Origin of the sequence: Rhodococcus sp. NPDC059179, from assembly GCF_042754885.1 — a bacterium.
GTDB lineage: Bacteria > Actinomycetota > Actinomycetes > Mycobacteriales > Mycobacteriaceae > Rhodococcus_G.
In genome coordinates, this window is record NZ_JBHZBV010000004.1 from 272028 (window position 1) to 289554 (window position 17527).

Annotated in this window: 16 protein-coding genes; 8 read left to right on the forward strand and 8 right to left on the reverse strand. The window is 68.5% G+C overall.

The window, feature by feature from the left end:
• Positions 1 to 262 precede the first annotated feature (262 nt).
• The 5 genes from ndk to ACFXMV_RS11825 all read right to left on the reverse strand — a co-directional run bounded on the left by ndk (position 263) and on the right by ACFXMV_RS11825 (position 5869).
• Positions 263 to 682, reverse strand: coding sequence for a nucleoside-diphosphate kinase (ndk, locus tag ACFXMV_RS11805; protein ID WP_378499095.1), 420 nt, complete (start codon positions 680 to 682; stop codon positions 263 to 265).
• A gap of 18 nt (positions 683 to 700) precedes the next feature.
• Positions 701 to 1102 (reverse strand): DUF4233 domain-containing protein, encoded by a 402-nt coding sequence (locus ACFXMV_RS11810; RefSeq protein ID WP_378503028.1) that lies wholly within the window; start codon positions 1100 to 1102, stop codon positions 701 to 703.
• Positions 1099 to 2535, reverse strand: coding sequence for a bifunctional folylpolyglutamate synthase/dihydrofolate synthase (locus tag ACFXMV_RS11815; RefSeq protein ID WP_378499483.1), 1437 nt, complete (start codon positions 2533 to 2535; stop codon positions 1099 to 1101). The genes ACFXMV_RS11810 and ACFXMV_RS11815 overlap by 4 nt, the downstream gene beginning before the upstream one ends.
• On the reverse strand, positions 2532 to 5183 hold the full coding sequence (locus tag ACFXMV_RS11820; protein ID WP_378499484.1) for a valine--tRNA ligase: 2652 nt from the start codon (positions 5181 to 5183) through the stop codon (positions 2532 to 2534). Before ACFXMV_RS11820 ends, ACFXMV_RS11815 begins: the two co-directional genes overlap by 4 nt.
• 74 nt (positions 5184 to 5257) lie before the next feature.
• Positions 5258 to 5869, reverse strand: coding sequence for a GNAT family N-acetyltransferase (locus tag ACFXMV_RS11825; RefSeq protein WP_378499482.1), 612 nt, complete (start codon positions 5867 to 5869; stop codon positions 5258 to 5260).
• Positions 5870 to 5963: 94 nt separating this feature from the next.
• Here ACFXMV_RS11825 and ACFXMV_RS11830 point away from each other — a divergent pair, with 94 nt between their 5' ends.
• Positions 5964 to 6290: a DMT family transporter gene (locus ACFXMV_RS11830; protein WP_378499481.1), complete on the forward strand. Its 327-nt coding sequence runs from the start codon at positions 5964 to 5966 to the stop codon at positions 6288 to 6290.
• Positions 6287 to 6628, forward strand: coding sequence for a DMT family transporter (locus ACFXMV_RS11835; RefSeq protein ID WP_378499480.1), 342 nt, complete (start codon positions 6287 to 6289; stop codon positions 6626 to 6628). The genes ACFXMV_RS11830 and ACFXMV_RS11835 overlap by 4 nt, the downstream gene beginning before the upstream one ends.
• A gap of 17 nt (positions 6629 to 6645) precedes the next feature.
• Here the strand turns inward: ACFXMV_RS11835 and ACFXMV_RS11840 are convergent, their stop codons facing one another.
• Positions 6646 to 8565, reverse strand: a complete 1920-nt coding sequence (locus tag ACFXMV_RS11840) for a DUF222 domain-containing protein (protein ID WP_378499479.1) — start codon at positions 8563 to 8565, stop codon at positions 6646 to 6648.
• Between the two features lie 115 nt (positions 8566 to 8680).
• Here ACFXMV_RS11840 and ACFXMV_RS11845 point away from each other — a divergent pair, with 115 nt between their 5' ends.
• A complete protein-coding gene (locus ACFXMV_RS11845; RefSeq protein WP_378499478.1) occupies positions 8681 to 9682 on the forward strand; it encodes a zinc-binding dehydrogenase in 1002 nt (333 codons plus the stop codon).
• A 15-nt stretch (positions 9683 to 9697) separates the two neighbouring features.
• On the opposite strand, the gene ACFXMV_RS11850 is transcribed toward ACFXMV_RS11845, so the two are convergent.
• Positions 9698 to 10702: an iron-siderophore ABC transporter substrate-binding protein gene (locus ACFXMV_RS11850; protein ID WP_378499477.1), complete on the reverse strand. Its 1005-nt coding sequence runs from the start codon at positions 10700 to 10702 to the stop codon at positions 9698 to 9700.
• Positions 10703 to 10807: 105 nt separating this feature from the next.
• Between ACFXMV_RS11850 and ACFXMV_RS11855 the strand changes: the two genes are divergently transcribed.
• From ACFXMV_RS11855 to ACFXMV_RS11875, 5 genes are all read left to right on the forward strand, one after another.
• A complete protein-coding gene (locus ACFXMV_RS11855; RefSeq protein WP_378503029.1) occupies positions 10808 to 13120 on the forward strand; it encodes an FdhF/YdeP family oxidoreductase in 2313 nt (770 codons plus the stop codon).
• A complete protein-coding gene (gene fdhD / locus ACFXMV_RS11860) occupies positions 13120 to 13944 on the forward strand; it encodes a formate dehydrogenase accessory sulfurtransferase FdhD (protein WP_378500992.1) in 825 nt (274 codons plus the stop codon). The genes ACFXMV_RS11855 and fdhD overlap by 1 nt, the downstream gene beginning before the upstream one ends.
• Before the next feature lie 111 nt (positions 13945 to 14055).
• Positions 14056 to 16239 (forward strand): MMPL family transporter, encoded by a 2184-nt coding sequence (locus ACFXMV_RS11865; RefSeq protein WP_378500993.1) that lies wholly within the window; start codon positions 14056 to 14058, stop codon positions 16237 to 16239.
• An 86-nt stretch (positions 16240 to 16325) separates the two neighbouring features.
• Positions 16326 to 16574: a DUF2892 domain-containing protein gene (locus ACFXMV_RS11870; protein ID WP_378500994.1), complete on the forward strand. Its 249-nt coding sequence runs from the start codon at positions 16326 to 16328 to the stop codon at positions 16572 to 16574.
• Positions 16571 to 17020: a DUF302 domain-containing protein gene (locus ACFXMV_RS11875; RefSeq protein ID WP_378500995.1), complete on the forward strand. Its 450-nt coding sequence runs from the start codon at positions 16571 to 16573 to the stop codon at positions 17018 to 17020. The genes ACFXMV_RS11870 and ACFXMV_RS11875 overlap by 4 nt, the downstream gene beginning before the upstream one ends.
• On the opposite strand, the gene aroQ is transcribed toward ACFXMV_RS11875, so the two are convergent.
• Positions 16979 to 17464, reverse strand: coding sequence for a type II 3-dehydroquinate dehydratase (gene aroQ / locus ACFXMV_RS11880; protein WP_378500996.1), 486 nt, complete (start codon positions 17462 to 17464; stop codon positions 16979 to 16981). The genes ACFXMV_RS11875 and aroQ overlap by 42 nt on opposite strands.
• Positions 17465 to 17527: the final 63 nt, after the last annotated feature.

Consider the following 17527-nt stretch of genomic DNA (forward strand, 5'->3'; position numbering starts at 1 on the left):
GCACGTCTCGCAGTGACCCGTTAAATCACTGCCAGCTCGCACGGCGCCTGGCTGGATGGCCGTACTCCCTGGTCCGTGCGCCTGATCAATCCAGCATGCCTACGACCCGCGAGGGATTTCCTGCGCGCCGTGGCAGCGATGACCGGGCATCGAACCGTGGTGTCATCCGGTCGGACCCATATGGAACACATCTGGGTCGACCGTCATCAGTATCCCACACCGGTGGGCCCGACCACGCCAACGGCGCACCGGGATGGTCCGACTAGCCGCGGGCGAGCTCGGGGAACCAGAGCGCGATCTCGCGCTCTGCCGACTCGACGGAGTCGGAGCCGTGCACGAGGTTCTGCTGGCCGTCCAGCGCCAGGTCGGCGCGGATGGAGCCGGGAACAGCCTTCTCGACCGGGTCGGTTCCGCCCGCGATCTGCCGGAACGCCGCGATCGCGCGCGGGCCCTCGAGCACCGCGGCGACCAGGGGTCCGGACGTGATGAACTCGATCAGCCCCGGGTAGAAGGGCCTGCCCAGATGCTCGGCGTAATGCTGGCCGGCCAGCGCCTCGTCCGCGGACTTCAGCTCGAGGGCCGTGATGGACAGCCCCTTTCGCTCGACTCGGGAAAGGATTTCTCCGACGAATCGGCGGGCGACGCCATCGGGCTTGATCAGTACCAGGGTGCGCTCAGTCACGGCGCACAGCTTAAGGGGTCAGTCCCGCTGGCCCGGAAGCAGACCCTGTTCGATCCGGTCGGTGAGGTCCCGCTTGAGATACAGCAGGTACGCCCACACGGCGGCGAACAGCAGCCCCACCGCGCCGATCGCGGGATGCACGGCGAAGCCGGCGATCAGCGCGGCCTGCAACGCAAAGTTGTACGCCATCGCCCACGGCTTGCCCTGGACACCACCGCCGAGCACCATCAACACCGCGAGTCCGACCAGGTAGGCCCCGGACAGCCAGGTGATGCCCCCGCCGACGGTCGCGACCACCGGCAGCGCCAGCAGCACCACGATCGCCTCCAGGATCAGGGTGCCCGCACAGACACCGCGGAAGCCCTTCCACGGGTCGTTGACCGGCGGCCTGAATCTCGCGCCGCCCTCAGGTGTACTCACGCCGGGTCCTTTCCAAACAGGGTGCGGGCCACGCCCGCGGTCACCACGGATCCGGTGACCACCACGCCCGCCCCCGATACTGCCTCACCGGGCTCGGCGACCTCCTCGGCGAGCCCGATCGCGGTCTCGAGCGCATCCGGGAGCGTCTGCGCCACCACGACGCGCTCGTCGCCGAACCGGGCCACCGCCAGGTTGGCGAGCTCCTCGACATCCATGCCGCGCGGTGATCCGTTGTGCGTCACCACGATCTCGTCGAGCACCGGCTCGAGCGCGGTCAGGATCCCCGCCACGTCCTTGTCCGCCATCACCGCGACGACACCGACCAGCTTGCGGAAGTCGAACTCCGCGGTGAGCGCAGCGGCGAGCGCCTGCGCACCGTGCGGGTTGTGCGCGGCATCGAGGAACACGGTGGGCGCGCTGCGAACCCGCTCGAGGCGTCCCGGGTTCGTCAGCGACGCAAACCCTTCCCGGATCGCGTCGACGTCGAGCTGGCGGTCCGCCCCTGCCCCGAAGAACGCCTCCACCGCAGCCAGCGCCAGCGAGGCGTTGCGGGCCTGGTGTTCGCCGTGCAGCGGCAGGAAAATGTCGCTGTAGACCCCGGAGAGTCCCTGCAGTTCGAGTTGCTGTCCGCCGATGGCGATCCGGCGGGCGAGCACCGTGAACTCGGAGCCCTGGCGGGCCACCGCGGCGTCGACCTCGACGGCCCGCCGCAGCAGCACCTCGGTCACCTCGGGGGTCTGCTCCGCGAGGATCGCGACGGTCTCGTGCGGCACCAGCGACTCGGGCGCCTTCTTGATGATCCCGGCCTTCTCGGCGGCGATGCCGGTGACGTCATTGCCGAGGAACTCGACGTGATCGAGCCCGATCGGGGTGATCACCGCGACCTGTCCGTCGATGACATTCGTTGCGTCCCAGCGGCCCCCGAGTCCGGTCTCGACGACCGCGACGTCCACCGGCGCCTCGGCGAAGGCCGCGAACGCCATCGAGGTGAGCACCTCGAACTTGCTCATCGCGGGGCCACCCGCCGCCTTCGACTGCGCGTCGATCATCTCGATGTACGGCGCCAACTCGTGGTAGGTGTCCACGTACAGGCGCGGCGAGATCGGCTTGCCGTCGATGCTGATCCGCTCGGTCGCCAGCTGCAGGTGCGGGCTGGTGGTCCGCCCGACTCGACGGTGCAGCCGCGTCATCAGGGCGTCGATCATCCGGGCGACCGAGGTCTTCCCGTTGGTGCCCGCGATGTGGATGGCCGGATAGTTGCGCTGCGGGGAGCCGAGCAGATCCATCAGGGCCGCGATCCGGGCGGTGGAGGGCTCGATCTTGGTCTCCGGCCAGCGCTTGTCCAGCTCGGCTTCGACCAGGGCGAGCTCGGCCAGATCGACGGGCGTGGGCTGCGATCCCCCGTCCCAGCGCTCGGGTGTCTCGGCGTTCACGCCTGGCCCTTCAGATCCATGGCCTTGAGCCGTGCGGTGATCCGCTCGACTTCCTCGGCGGCCAGGGTCTGCCTGGCACGGATCTTGTCCACGACGTTGTCCGGCGCCTTACCGAGGAAGGCCTCGTTGGACAGCTTGGCCGCGGTGCCCGCGAATTCCTTCTCCGCGGCCGCCAGATCCTTCTCGAGGCGCTTTCGCTCGGCGACCAGGTCGACGGTGCCCGAGGTGTCCAGTTCGACCGTGACGGTGCCGCGGCTGAGCCGGACCTCGAGTGAAGCTGTGGCAGTAAAGTCGTCGGCCGGGTCGGTCAGCTTGACCAGCGCGGCGACGGCGGCCTGCTTGCCGTCGAGGTCGGCCTCGACGACACCGTGCAGCCGCGCGGCCACCTTCTGGCCGGGGTTCAGGCCCTGGTCGCTGCGGAACCTGCGGATCTCGGTGACGAGTCGCTGCACGTCGGCAATGCGCTGCGCGGCAACGGCATCGGCGGCCTCGCCGGTCTCGGTCGGCCACTGGGCGATCACCACGGACTCGCCGCCGGTCAGCACCTTCCACAGGGTCTCGGTGACGAACGGCATCACCGGGTGCAGCATGCGCAGCAGCGCGTCGAGGACAGAGCCGAGCACGGCCTTGGTGCCCTCGGACTCGGGGCCGGCGAACTGCACCTTGGCCAGCTCGAGGTACCAGTCACACACCTCGTCCCAGGCGAAGTGGTACAGCGCATCGCAGGCCTTGCCGAAGTCGTAGCGGTCGAACGCGGCGTCGACCTCGGCCCGCACCTGCTCGAGCCGGTCCAGGATCCAGCGGTCGGCGTCGCTGAGCTCGGCGGGCAGCGGCGCGGGCGCCGCGCCGTTCATCAGGGCGAACTTGGTGGCGTTGAACAGCTTGGTGGCGAAGCTGCGGGAGGCCTTCGCGTGATCCTCGCCGACGGAGAGGTCGCTGCCGGGGTTGGCGCCGCGGGCCAGCGTGAAGCGCAGCGCGTCGGCGCCGAACTCGCGCACCCAGTCCAGCGGGTCGATGCCGTTGCCCTTCGACTTGGACATCTTCCTGCCGAACTCGTCCCGAACCAGGCCGTGCAGGAACACGTCCTTGAACGGCACCTGCGGGCCGGACTTGCCCTCGCCTGTGCTGATCGCGTCGTCCTCGGAGACGAAGGTGCCGAACATCATCATCCGGGCCACCCAGAAGAACAGGATGTCGTAGCCGGTGACGAGAACGCTGGTGGGGTAGAACTTCTCGAGCTCGGGAGTCTGCTCGGGCCAGCCCATCGTGGAGAACGGCCAGAGCCCGGACGAGAACCAGGTGTCCAGGACGTCGGGGTCCTGCTCCCAGCCCTCGGGCGCGGTCTCGTCGGGCCCGACGCAGCGAACCTCGCCCTCGGGGCCATACCAGATCGGGATGCGGTGGCCCCACCACAGCTGACGCGAGATGCACCAGTCGTGCATGTTGTCGACCCAGCCGAACCAGCGCGGCTCCAGGCTGGCGGGGTGAATCGTGGTGTCGCCGTTACGGACCGCGTCGCCTGCCGCCTTGGCCAGCTCCTCGACCTTGACCCACCACTGCAGCGACAGCCGCGGCTCGATGGACTCGCCGCTGCGCTCGGAATGCCCGACGCTGTGCAGGTAGGGGCGCTTCTCGGCGACCACCCGACCCTGCTCCGCCAGCGCCTCACGCACCTTCACGCGGGCCTCGAACCGGTCCATGCCGTCGAACTGCGTTCCGGTGTCGGCGATCTTGCCGGTCTTGTCCATGATCGTGGGCATCGGCAGGTTGTGCCGCAGGCCCATCTCGAAGTCGTTGGGGTCGTGCGCGGGGGTGATCTTCACCGCGCCAGTGCCGAACTCGGGGTCGACGTAGTCGTCGGCGATGATCGGGATCTGGCGGCCGGTGATCGGGTGCTCGAGGGTGGTGCCGAGCAGGTGCCGGTAGCGCTCGTCCTCGGGGTGCACCGCGACCGCGGTGTCGCCGAGCATCGTCTCGACGCGGGTGGTGGCCACGATCACATGCGGCTCGTTGTCGTCGAGCGAGCCGTAACGCAGCGACACCAGTTCGCCCTCGACGTCCTCGAACTTGACCTCGATGTCGGAGATGGCGGTCTGCAGCACCGGCGACCAGTTGACCAGGCGCTCGGCCCGGTAGATCAGCCCCGCGTCGTACATCCGCTTGAAGATGGTCTGGACGGCGCGCGAGAGTCCCTCGTCCATGGTGAACCGGTCCCGGCTCCAGTCGACGCCGTCGCCGAGTCGGCGCATCTGGCCCCCGATGGTGCCGCCGGACTCACGCTTCCAGTCCCAGACCTTGTCGATGAACAGTTCGCGACCGAAGTCTTCCTTCTTCTTGCCGTCCGCCGCGAGCTGCTTCTCCACCACGTTCTGGGTGGCGATGCCTGCGTGGTCCATGCCAGGCAGCCAGAGCACCTCGTAGCCCTGCATGCGCTTGCGGCGCGAGAGCACGTCCATCAGGGTGTGGTCGAGGGCGTGGCCCATGTGCAGGCTGCCGGTCACGTTCGGGGGCGGCAGCACGATCGAGTAGCCGGGCTTGTCGCTGGTCGGGTCCGCCGTGAAGTAGCCGGCGTCCACCCAACCCTCGTACAACTCCTGCTCTACCGCGCTGGGGTCCCAGCTCTTCGGGAGGGCGTCGGCGGGGTTCATGGGGTCCTGCGGCACGGCACTGGTCACCCGGTGATTCTAGAGAACCCGCGGGCTCCCCCGACACCGCCGTCCGGTCAGCGCGGCGTCCGCCACATCGCCCACAGCGTCGGGCCGCCGTTCGGGATGACGATCTCACCCGTCACCTCGAAGCCGAACCGCTCGTAGTACGGGACGTTCGACTCCTTGCTCGACTCCAGGTAGGCGGGCGCATGCTCGGCATCACATCGGTCGAGCCGGGAGCTCAGCAGCGCCTTTCCGAGTCCCCCGCCACGTGCGGAGGGAAGGGTGCCGATCGTGCTGAGGTACCAGTGCGGTTCTTCCGGGTGTACCAGCTCCACCGCGTCCGACACCTCGGCGCCCACCTTCATCCGGCCCCCGAAGGCACGGATCATCGACGGCGCGGTGCGCACCTGGCTCAGGAACGACTGTCGCCAGCGGCCCGGCGGATCCCACAGCGCGGCACCCGCCGTCACGCCGCCGCGCGCGACCGCGATCTCGACACCGCCGAGCGGGAGATGGTGGTGCCGGATGAGGGCTCCGAACATCAGTTTCAGGCCGGACCGGCGGGCCGCGCCGTCCGGCCACAACCAGACCATCACCGGGTCGTCATGGAAGGCCGTTGCGAGCACGAGAGCGGCTACCTGGACATCGGGGCGAACGGCGGGTCGTACCGAGACGGCGGCCATGCCGTGAGGCTACCGGGGCCCTGCGACGGCGGCGCGCCGAAAACCCGGTGGTGCGGGGCGGCATCGCCCGGGCTCGCAGCCTAGGTTGTAGCGCATGAGCGTGGCATGGGTGTTCCTGGCGGTGGCGATCTGCGCAGAAGTGCTCGCGACGAGCCTGCTGTCCCGGACGGACGGGTTCAGGCGACCGGTACCGACCGCGACCGTCCTCGGGCTGTACTGCGTGGCCCTGTACTGCCTGTCGCAGACCCTGCGCACCCTCGATGTCGGTGTGGCGTACGCGATCTGGGCCGGCGTCGGCACCGCCGCGATCGCGGCCATCGGAATGCTGATCCTGCGTGAACCCCGGTCCGCGAGTCGGGTCCTCGGTATCGCCCTGGTGATCGCGGGCGTGGTCGCGCTCAACCTCGGCGGCGTCGGATGAGCGACCGTCGGCGGGCGTGGGTATTCCTCGGCGGAGCGATCACCTGCGAGATCCTGGCGACCGTGTTCCTCGGCAGTACTGAGCAGTTCAGCCAGCCGTTGCCGACGATCGCGGTCCTGTTGGGCTATGCGACCTCGTTCGCCTGCATGGCCCAAGCGCTGCGGTCGCTGCCGGTGAGCCTGGCCTACGCGCTGTGGTCCGGGATCGGGACCGCGACGGTCGCCGTCATCGGCATGACCTTCCTCGACGAGCAGGCATCCGCAATGAAGGTGCTCGGGCTCGCGCTGATCATCGCAGGCGTGGTGATCCTGAACCTGCGGCAGACGGTGCATGAGTAGGGGTGGCATCCGGAGCCCTATCGCCTGACGGGAAGAGTCAGTGCGTGCTGCCCGATCGTGTTGTAGATGTGCATGATCGCGCCGGTCAGCATGTCGTGGTGCCAGAGGCCTGCGGTCTTGAGTTGGTGGTGCAGGACGCAGAGGCATTGCAAGTTGGCGAGGATGGTCCAGCCGCCGAGGGCGGGGTTGGCCTTGAGGAACGCGACGATGTGGTCGATCTGGCAGTCGGATGCGGGCACCGTGCAGCCAGGGTGTCGGCAGGTGCCGTCGCGGAGTCGGACGGCGGCGGCGAGTAGGTCGCTGGGCTGGTAGGTGAGGGCGCCCGGTGGTGGCTGCGTGAAGCCGCCGTGGCCGTCGGGGAAAGCCGCCCGGATCTGTCCTGGGTCGGTCAGGATCTTGCGGTTGAGGTCGTCGAGGGTGGCAGCGGGTGAGGTGATGCCGGGTTGCGGGAGTTTGCGGGCCGGTAGGGCGATCGCGGCGGCGGGCAGCTTTCGGCTCCGGAACACGATCAGTCCGGGGTCGGGTTGCCGTTCGGGATTGGTTTTTGAGGCAGCGGTCGGGCCGGCTAGATCTGGTGGGTCGGGTGGTTCTGGCGGCGCGGGGGGACCTGGCGGATTCTCTGGGTCGTCCGCGTCGGGCGGGTCCGACGGATTGGGTTCGTGCCCTTCGGGTTCGGACCGGTCGCCGTCGTTGCGTGCGGTATCTGTTTCTTGTACGTCGGACGGAGACTCCGTTGCGGTTCGCGATTCTTGGACGGATTCGGTCACGCCGTTGCCGTTGTTAATGGCGGCGTTGTGGGCATGGCCATCCGCGGCGTCGCCGTCGGTGTCGCCGTCGGTGTCGCTGTCGCTGTCGACATCAATGTCGGTGTCGGCGTTGGTCTCGACGCTTTCGTCTGTGTCGACGGACGCAGCCGTGTCAGCTTCGGCGTCGGCGTTATTGCCTTCGGGCCTGTCGAGGCTGTCGGCGGCCGTGGCGGTGTTGATCCCGTCTTGGTTGCTCAGCCATTCGAGGGCTTTGGTGGCGCAGTCGATGATCGCCTGCCAGGTGGCGTCCCCGGCGAGGGTGCGGGTCTGACCGGCATCCAAGTATCCGTAGCCCTCGAGGTAGCCGGGGTTGTCGGCGAGCCCGAGCAACGTTTCGAGGCCGCACATGAGATTCAGATGAACCTGCGGCTGGGCGGGTGTCGGGTTGCGGGTGGCCGCGCATTCGGGATCGCCGCATTCGCAGGCCAGAATCCGCCGGCCGCCGATCACGGCAAGGAACGCATCCGCGCATCGCACGTCGAGGGGGCGCGGATCGGCCCGGCACACCGTCTTGGCGACCTTCACGATCATCCCGGTGACCGCGGTCAGTTGTGTGGCGGTCAACGTCACCGACAGCACACCCATCCCGTGCGGCAGCCGGTGTGAGCGGACCTTGCGTGTGGCTTCTGCCCGCTCGCGGGCGCGCTGCGCCCAGGCGGCGTCGTCCTCGATCAGCAACCGGTCGATCTCGATCCCAAGTGGGGTAGGTGCCAGGCGTGTCGCGGCGGCTGCGATGGCGGTGTCGAGCCGCAGCATCGCGGCGGTGGTGGCCTTGCGGGTGTGTTCGTCGATGACCCGGATCTTCGCCAGCGACACCTCGCCCGCGGCGGCGGCGCCGCGGACCTGCGGCATCCGTTCGAGGGTGAAACCGAGCCGCATCAGCGACGAGACCGATCTGTAGGTGCTCGACAACGCCAACGCGATCTCCGCGATGGCGGACCGCTCCGCCTGTTCGGTATCGAAACCGGCGCCGGGTGCGCGGTGCTCGAAGGTGCCGCGGGAGTTGGTGTAGTCCATGATCTGCGCGATCAGCCGGGCGGCCGCGGCATTCTCGGTGCGGGAGGTCTCGGTGATCGCCTCGAGCAGGGACCGTTCGCGGTCGGTCACGGCCGCCACCGCCGATGCTGTCATCGCCGTCACCCCCCCCGGATTCGCTCGTATGTTCGAGTCTACTCGGGAATGGGCCGCACGCAAGGGGTTTCCGTAACTGCGGCCGGCGCCACCCGATCGGCACTAGCCTTCCCACATGCGCGCAGTCGTGATCACCAGACACGGGGACGCCGACGTCCTCGAGGTCCAGGAACGCCCATCGCCGCCGCTCCGCCGGGGCGGGGTTCGCATCGCCGTCCGGGCCGCGGGGGTCAACTTCGCGGACGTAATGGCCCGACTCGGCCTGTACGCGGACGCCCCGCCGCTGCCGAGCGTCGTCGGCTACGAGGTCGCGGGCACGATCAGCGAGGTGGCTCCCGATGTCGTCGACTTCGCCGTCGGCGACCGGGTGATCGCGGGCACGCGGTTCGGTGGCTACGCCGAGGAGGTGTGTGCCGACCCTCGTGATGTGATCGCGCTGCCCGACGCGTTGAGCTTCGAGCAGGGCGCCGCCATCCCCGTCAACTACGCGACCGCGTGGGCCGGGCTGATCGGCTACGGGAATCTCCAAGAGGGAGAGCGGGTCCTGATCCAGGCGGCCGCGGGTGGCGTCGGGATCGCGGCGACGCAGATCGCCAAGCATCGCGGCGCGCAGGTGTATGGAACCGCGTCACCCGGCAAGCACGACGCGATCCGCAGTTTCGGTGTCGACGTGGCGCTGGACTACCGAAAACACGGTTCGGACAACGGACTTCCCCCGATGGACGTGATCATGGATGCGATCGGCGGCGCCTCGCTCAGGCGGAGCTACGGCCTGCTGCGGCCCGGCGGCCGACTGGTCGCGTTCGGGGCCAGCTCGGTGGTGTCGGGCGACAAGCGCAGCCTGCTGCGGGCCGCGCCGCAGGCGCTGCGCATGCTGCGGGGGTTCAACCTCATCGACCAAATGAGCGAGTCCAAGGCGGTCATCGGCCTGAACATGCTGCGGCTGTGGGACGACCGCGGCACCCTGGAGCCCTGGATCACGCCGCTGCGTGCCCTGATTGAGGACGCCGTCGTGGTGCCCGTCGTGTCCGACGCGGTGCCGTTCGACAACGCGCCAGAGGCCCATCGGATCCTGACCGAACGCCGAAACGTCGGAAAGGTCGTCCTGGTCCCCTAGCGCGTCGCCGACAAGCTACTTGGTGAGCAGCGGCGCGATCCGCGGCGGGATGTTCTCCAGCGCGTACGGCAGCGACAGCACGGTGCTCCAGGTCATCGCCTCGGCGGCCTCGTCCTCGAGGATGATCGTCCGGCCGTCCTTGACGACGTTCAGCTCCTGATAGACCGGCGTCTTGTCGAGCTCCGCCCGCAGCTTGTCACCGAAGCCGCCGCCCGCGTACCAGACCAGCAGGTCGGCGTCGGCAAGCGAGAGCTGTTCCGTGCTGATCGGGGCGAAGTTGGTGGTCGTGATCTGCTGCGTGACAGGCGGATTGACGAATCCGAGCTCGGTGAAGAAACGGACCTTCGGATCCTCCGGTCCGTAGACACCGAACTGGCCGGGGCCCTTGAGTGCGCCCACGATCACCGTCTTGCCCGCGAAGGCCGGGTTGGCGGCGGCGACGTCGGTAAACTGCTTCTCGACGGAGGTCACCAACTCCTTGGCCTTGTCCTGCTTGCCGAGCGCCTCACCGATGATCCTGGTCTGGTCCTGCCACGGCACCCCGTAGTCGGCGAACTCCTTGGGCTGCGCGACGGTCGGCGCGAGCGCGCTGAGCTTGTTGTACTGGTCCTTGGTCAGCCCCGAGTAGGTGCCGACGATGAGGTCCGGGTTGGTGGCGGCGACCTTCTCGATGTCGATGCCGGTGCTCGCGCTGCCGATGATGGCGGGTGTCGCCCCCGCGAGCAGTCCCTGCGCCCACGGCCACACCGCATTCGGGTAGTTGCCGTACCAGTCGAACACGCCGACCGGGGTGGAGCCGAGCGCCAGGATCGCGTCCTGGTCGTTGTATCCGACGCTGACCACTCGCTGCGGGTCGAGCGGGACCTGGGTCTCCCCGTACTTGTTGCCGATGGTCGCGCCGGTTCCTCCGGACGTCGATCCGCCGTCACCGTCGCTGCTGCAGGCAGCGGCGAACGCGAGCAGCGCGCCCGACGTCCCGATCAGAAATCCCCGCCGCGTCAACTTACTGACGTCTGCCATCGACTCTCCTCCATCGTCAACAAAGCTAGGTAAGGCTAGCCGAAATATAAGGCAGAGTGGGTGAGCCCACTTTCGGCGGGCCTGCCGCGGGACCAGTATGGAGGCATGACTCGCAAGGGACCGGAACGCGACATCGACGAATCAGAGCTGGTCGTCACGCACAGCAAGGACCACGCGGCGGGCGTTCCCGCGGTCCTGGTCTCCTTGCAGCGCAGTATCGAGCAGATGGGCGCGATCCGCACCGCCCGCACGCTGACCAGGCTCAACCAGCGACACGGATTCGACTGTCCCGGTTGCGCCTGGCCCGAAACCCCCGGACACCGACGGCCAGCCGAGTTCTGCGAGAACGGTGCCAAGGCGGTCGCCGAGGAGGCGACGCTGCGCCACATCGGCCCCGAATTCTTCGCCGAGCACTCGGTGGCGGAGCTGGCCGACAAGACCGACTATTGGCTCGGACAGCAGGGCCGCCTGGCACACCCGATGGTGCTGCGCGAGGGCGCAACCCACTACACGCCGATCGAGTGGGACGAGGCCTACCGTCTGATCGCCGACCACCTGCGCGCGCTGCCCAGTCCCGACGGGGCCGTCTTCTACACCTCCGGGCGCACCAGCAACGAGGCCGCGTTCCTCTACCAACTGATGATCCGCAGCTTCGGCACCAACAACCTGCCGGACTGCTCCAACATGTGCCACGAATCGTCCGGCAGCGCGCTGACCGAGTCGATCGGGATCGGCAAGGGTTCGGTGACGGTGCCGGACCTGGAATACGCCGACCTGATCCTCATCGCGGGCCAGAATCCCGGCACCAACCATCCCCGGATGCTCTCCACGCTGGAGAAGGCAAAGGAGAACGGCGCCAAGATCATCGCGGTGAACCCGTTGCCCGAGGCCGGACTGCGACGGTTCAAGGACCCGCAGCGGGTGCGCGGGGTGATCGGGCGCGGCGTCGACATCGCCGACGAGTTCCTGCAGATCCGCCTCGGCGGCGACATGGCCCTGTTCCAGGGACTGGGCCGACTGCTGCTCGAGGCCGAGGACGCGAACCCGGGCTCGGTGGTGGACCGAGCCTTCATCGAGGAGCACTGTGCGGGATTCGCCGAGTACGAGCGGCAGGTCCGCGCGGTCGATCTCGACGTCGTCCTCGAGGCCACCGGCCTCACCATGTCGCAGTTGCGCGAGACGGCCGACGCGATGGCCCGTTCCGAGCGGACGATCGCGTGCTGGGCGATGGGGCTCACCCAACAGGCACACGGTGTGGCCACCATCCAGGAGATCACCAACCTGCTGCTCATGCGCGGCATGATGGGCAAGGCAGGCGCGGGTGTCTGCCCGGTCCGCGGGCACTCCAACGTCCAGGGCGACCGCACGATGGGCATCTGGGAGAAGATGCCGGACTCGTTCCTCGACGCGCTTGACCGCGAGTTCTCGATCGTCAGCCCCCGAAAGCACGGCTGGGACACGGTCTCCGCCATCCGCGGCATGCGAGACGGCCGCGGCGGCGTCTTCGTGGCGATGGGCGGCAACTTCATCCGGGCCACCCCGGACACCGATGCCACCGAGGCCGCGCTGCGCTCGTGCGCGCTGACCGTCCAGGTGTCGACCAAGCTGAACCGTTCGCACGTGGTCACCGGCACGACAGCCGTCATCCTGCCCACCCTCGGGCGTACCGACAAGGACATCCAGGCGGGCGGGAAACAGATGGTGTCCGTGGAGGATTCGATGTCCATGGTGCACCTCTCGCGCGGCAGCCTGACGCCGGTCAGCGACCAACTGCGCAGCGAGGTCGCGATCGTCTGCGAGCTCGCGCAGCACCTGCTCGGCCCCGACCATTCGGTGCCCTGGTCGGCGTTCATGGCGGACTACGACCGGATCCGTGACTCCATCTCCCGGGTGGTGCCGGGCTGCGAGAACTACAACGAGCGGGTTCGCAGGCCCGACGGGTTCCAGCTGCCGCATCCGCCGCGGGACCGCCGCGAGTTCCCCACCAGCACCGGCAAGGCCAACTTCACCGCGAGCCCGCTGCAGTGGCTCCCCACTCCCCCCGGCCGGCTGATCCTGCAGACCCTGCGCAGCCACGACCAGTACAACACCACCATCTATGGGCTCGACGACCGCTACCGCGGTGTGAAGGGCGGGCGCCGGGTGATCTTCGTGTCCGCGGCCGACCTCGCGGAACTCGGCCTGGCCGATGGCGCCGCGGTGGACATCGTCTCGGAGTGGACGGGTCCCGACGGCGTGCTGCAGGAGAGGCGCGTGCGAGATTTCCGGGCCGTGGAGTACAGCACCCCCAAGGGCAACGCTGCCGCCTACTACCCGGAGACCAATCCCCTGATCCCGCTCGATCACGTTGCCGCCAAGTCGAACACGCCGGTGTCCAAGGCCGTGGTGGTGCGACTCGAACCGGCAGGGGCGCACTGATGGGCCGGGTCACCGCCCGCAGGCAGGTGCTGCGGATATCCAACGATGCCACCGTCCGCAGGCCGGACAGCCTCGCCGTCGAGGAACCCCTCGAGATCAGGCTGGGCGGACGTTCGCTGACGGTGACGATGCGCACCCCCGGGCACGACATCGACCTGGTCCACGGGTTCCTGCTCGGCGAGGGCATCATCGCCGGGTCCGCCGACGTCGCGGTCATCCGGTACTGCGACGGCGTCGATTCCGACGGAGCCAACACCTACAACGTGCTCGACGTGACCCTCGCGCCTGGAGTGCCGGAACCGATCGTCACCGACCGCCACTTCCTGACCACCGCCGCGTGCGGGGTGTGTGGCAAGGCCTCGCTCGACGCCGTCCGGGTCCGCTCGCCATACGACCTCACCGAGTCCGGACTCCTGGTGAGCACCTCGGCGCTGGCCGCGATGCCCGCCACCCTGCGCGCGCGGCAACGGGTGTTCGACTCGACCGGCGGTCTCCATGCCGCCGGGCTGTTCACCGCGGACGGCGCCCTGCTCGCGGTACGGGAGGACGTGGGCAGACACAACGCCGTCGACAAGGTACTCGGCTGGGCGCTGACCGACGACCGTGTCCCGCTGCGTGAGTCGATCCTGGTGGTCAGCGGGCGCGCATCCTTCGAACTCGTCCAGAAAGCGGTGGTCGCGGGGATCCCGATGCTGGCGGCCGTGTCCGCCCCTTCCTCTCTCGCCGTCGACCTCGCCATCGAATCCGGGCTGAGTCTTGTCGGGTTCCTGCGCGGCGAGACCATGAACGTCTACAGCGGCGAGGCCCGGATCAAGCTGGCCTGACGCCGCCGCTCCCCGTCCCTGTGACGCTTCTCGCCTCCTGTGCATATACCCCCTAGGGTATGGTTGATCCCATCGGACAGATACCCCCCAGGGCATATCGAGGAGAGTCGCATGAGAAGCACCACAGCCGAGGTGGACGACCGCTCGGCATTGCAGGAGAGCGGCGGCACGGCGCCCGCGAACGCGGAAACCGGCGGCATCCTGGGCCGGCTGGGCGCGGCGATGGTCGGGCGGGCACGGTGGGTGTTCGGCATCTGGCTGATCGCACTGGTCGCGCTCGGCGCCGCCGCGCCGTCGGTGTTCACGTCACTGGCGGGTGCCGGCTGGCAGGCCAACGGCTCGGAATCCGTGCAGGTCCGCGAGCTCGCGCAGGAACACTTCGGGGGCAACTCCTCCGCCGCGGTGCAGGTCGTCGTGCACTCGGACTCCCTGATGGTCGCCGACCCGGAGGTGCAGCAGGTCCTCGCCGACGCCACCGCGGCGTTCGCGGGCGATCAGCGGTTCGGCGAGATCATCGCCCCGCAGCCCGGCATGTCCATCAGCCCGGACGGACACACCGGAATCCTGATCGCGGGTGCGAACGCCGGTACCGACGACATGGTCAAGGCCGTCGACGAACTCAAGGGCGAACTGGGCGCGCTGTCCACGGACGAGATCGAGGTCTACCCCACCGGCGCGTCGGCGCTGTGGAGCGACTTCAACAAGGCCAATCACGACGCGATGATCCAGGCCGAGATGCTCTCCTGGCCGGTGACGCTCGCGATCATGGTGCTGGCGTTCGGGTCGCTGGTCGCGGCGGGACTGCCGCTGCTGCTGACCATGGCGGGTCTGATCGCGTCCGCGGGCGGGCTGGTGCTGCTCAACGCCGTCACGCCGATCTCCGTGTGGGCCATGAACTTCGCCATGATGTTCGCGCTCGCCCTCGGCATCGACTACGCCCTGTTCATCGTCTCCCGGTTCCGGGACGCACTGAGCAAGACCGGTGACCCACGTGCGGCCGTCGCCGAGACGATGGACACCGCGGGCAAGGCCGTCGTGCTGTCGGGGCTGACCGTGCTGGTGAGCCTGTCCGCCGTGCTACTGGTCCCCGCCCCCGCGGTGCGGACGATGGCCGTCGGCATCATGCTCGCCGTCACCTTCGTCCTCGCGGCCACGCTGACCCTGCTCCCGGCGGTGCTCGGCAAGCTCGGCAGCAAGGTCAACGCAGGCTCGCTCCCGTACGCCAAGCGGCAGCAGCACCGCTCCCCACGCTTCGCCGCGTGGGGCAATCTGCTGCACAAGCACCCATGGCCGTTCGCGATCGGCTCGCTCCTGGTGCTGATCGCACTGTCCCTCCCCGTGCTCGGCCTGAAGGTGGCGATGCCCTCCATCGAGGTGGTCCCCACCGACGCGCCCGTCCGGCAGGGTTACGAACTCGTCCAGGAACAGCTGGGCGAGGGCGCGCCCGGAATGCTGCAGATCGTCGCACCGGCCGTCGACGCCGACGCGACCGCGACCGCCGCAGCCGGAGTCGACGGGATCGCGATGGTCACCCCGCCGCAGCAGGCGATGGACGGTTCCGATTACGTGATGCTGCAGGCGATCCCGAGCGTCGACCCCTCCGACGAGGCAATGGGCTCGATCCTCACCCAGCTGCGTTCGGACCTGCCCGAGCACGCGCTGGTGGGCGGCGCGCCTGCCGAGAATCTCGATCTGCAGCAGGCGCTGAACGACTACCTGCCGCTGATCATCGGCATCATCCTGGTCCTCGGATTCGTGCTGCTGTTGGTCGCGCTGCAGGCTCCGTTGATCGCGCTCCTGGGCACGGTGGTGAGCCTGCTCTCGACCGCAGCGGCGTTCGGGGTGGCCAAGCTGATCTTCCAGGACGGACACGGGGCGAGCCTGCTCGGATTCACCCCGCAGGGATTCCTCGACGGATGGGGGCCGGTGTTCTTCTTCGCGATGATCTTCGCCATCGCGATGGACTACACGGTGTTCCTGCTCGCCACCGCGAAGGAACAGTACGAGAGGTCAGGTGACCCGAAAACGGCTCAGGTGGAGGGCCTCGCGCACTCGGGGCGGGTCATCCTCGCCGCGGCGGCGGTCATGGTGGCGGTGTTCTTCACCTTCGCGCTCTCCGATCCGCTTCCGCCGAAGGAGATGGGCATCATCCTCGGCGTCGCCGTCCTGCTCGACGCGGTCCTGATCCGGCTCATCCTGCTGCCGGTGCTGCTGCGCCTGACCGGACACGCAGCCTGGTGGTCCCCCGCCTGGCTGCGACGGATCCTGCCGAACATCAGCTTCTCGCACGGCTGACCCGACGGTATGCGCGTGGGCGATCTCACGCCCACGCGTATACCCCTATAGGTATAATTGCCTCAGTGTCACGGAAGGAATCTCGCATGACAACGCTTCCCCGCCACCGCGGATGGACGGTCGAGAGACTGGTTCCGCTCCTCGCAGGCGCCATTGTCCTGGTCAGCGTCGCGCTCACCCTCGCGTTCTCGTCGTGGTGGTTGATCCTCACCGGTTTCGTCGCCGCGAACCTGCTCCTCTACTCGGCAGTCGGATGGTGCCCGGCGAGCCTGCTGATGCAGCGCCTTGGCCTCAAACGACTCGACGACACCCTCCAGAACGGAGTCAACTCATGAACCTGGCACTGTCTACGACACTGCGGACCTCCTTCGCCGACGCGGTCGCGAGGACCCGAATCGCACTGCAGGAACAGGGCTTCGGCGTGCTCACCGAGATCGACATGCGCGCCACCCTCAAGGCGAAGCTCGACGAGGACATCGGGGACTACCTGATCCTCGGCGCGTGCAACCCGCCGCTCGCTCACCGAGCGGTCACCATCAACCGGCAGATCGGGCTGCTGTTGCCGTGCAACGTGATCGTTCGCGCCGATTCCGATTCCGATTCCGACGGCGGTGTCGTTTCGAGCGACCTGCAAGCAGTCGCTAGCGGCGTCATCGTGGAGGCGATGAATCCCGAACTGATGGTGCAGGTCACGGGCGAACCCGCGCTCGAGGCCGTCGCCGCGGAGGCCACCACCCGGCTACGTGCGGCGATCGCCTCGCTCGGCGACGTCGCCGCCTGACCCCCGCTGCAGCCGGCAGAGCCACTCGACGGCTGCGCGGTAGCCCTCCACGCCGAGACCGCACACCACGCCGTCGACTACCGGCGACACCAGCGATCGGTCGCGGAAATCCTCGCGACCGTGAATGTTGCTGATGTGCACCTCCACCACAGGCACCTCGAGAGTGGCCAGGGCGTCGCGCAGCGCCACCGAGGTGTGCGAGTACCCACCCGGATTGATCACCACACCGGATGCGCCCTCGCGCGCCTCGTGGATCCAATCGATCAGCACGCCTTCGTGATTGGACTGCCGCGCGTCGACCTCCCGTCCGAACCCGGCGGCGGCCTCACGGCACAGCGCCACCACGTCGTCGAGGGTGGCGGACCCGTACACGTCGGGTTGCCGCTGCCCGAGCAGGTTCAGGTTGGGTCCGTTGAGCACAAGGATCGGGCCTGCGGTCGCCATGCGGGACAGGCTATCTCGCGCCGGCACCGACAGAAAAGAGAACGGCCGGTGGGATCATTCCCA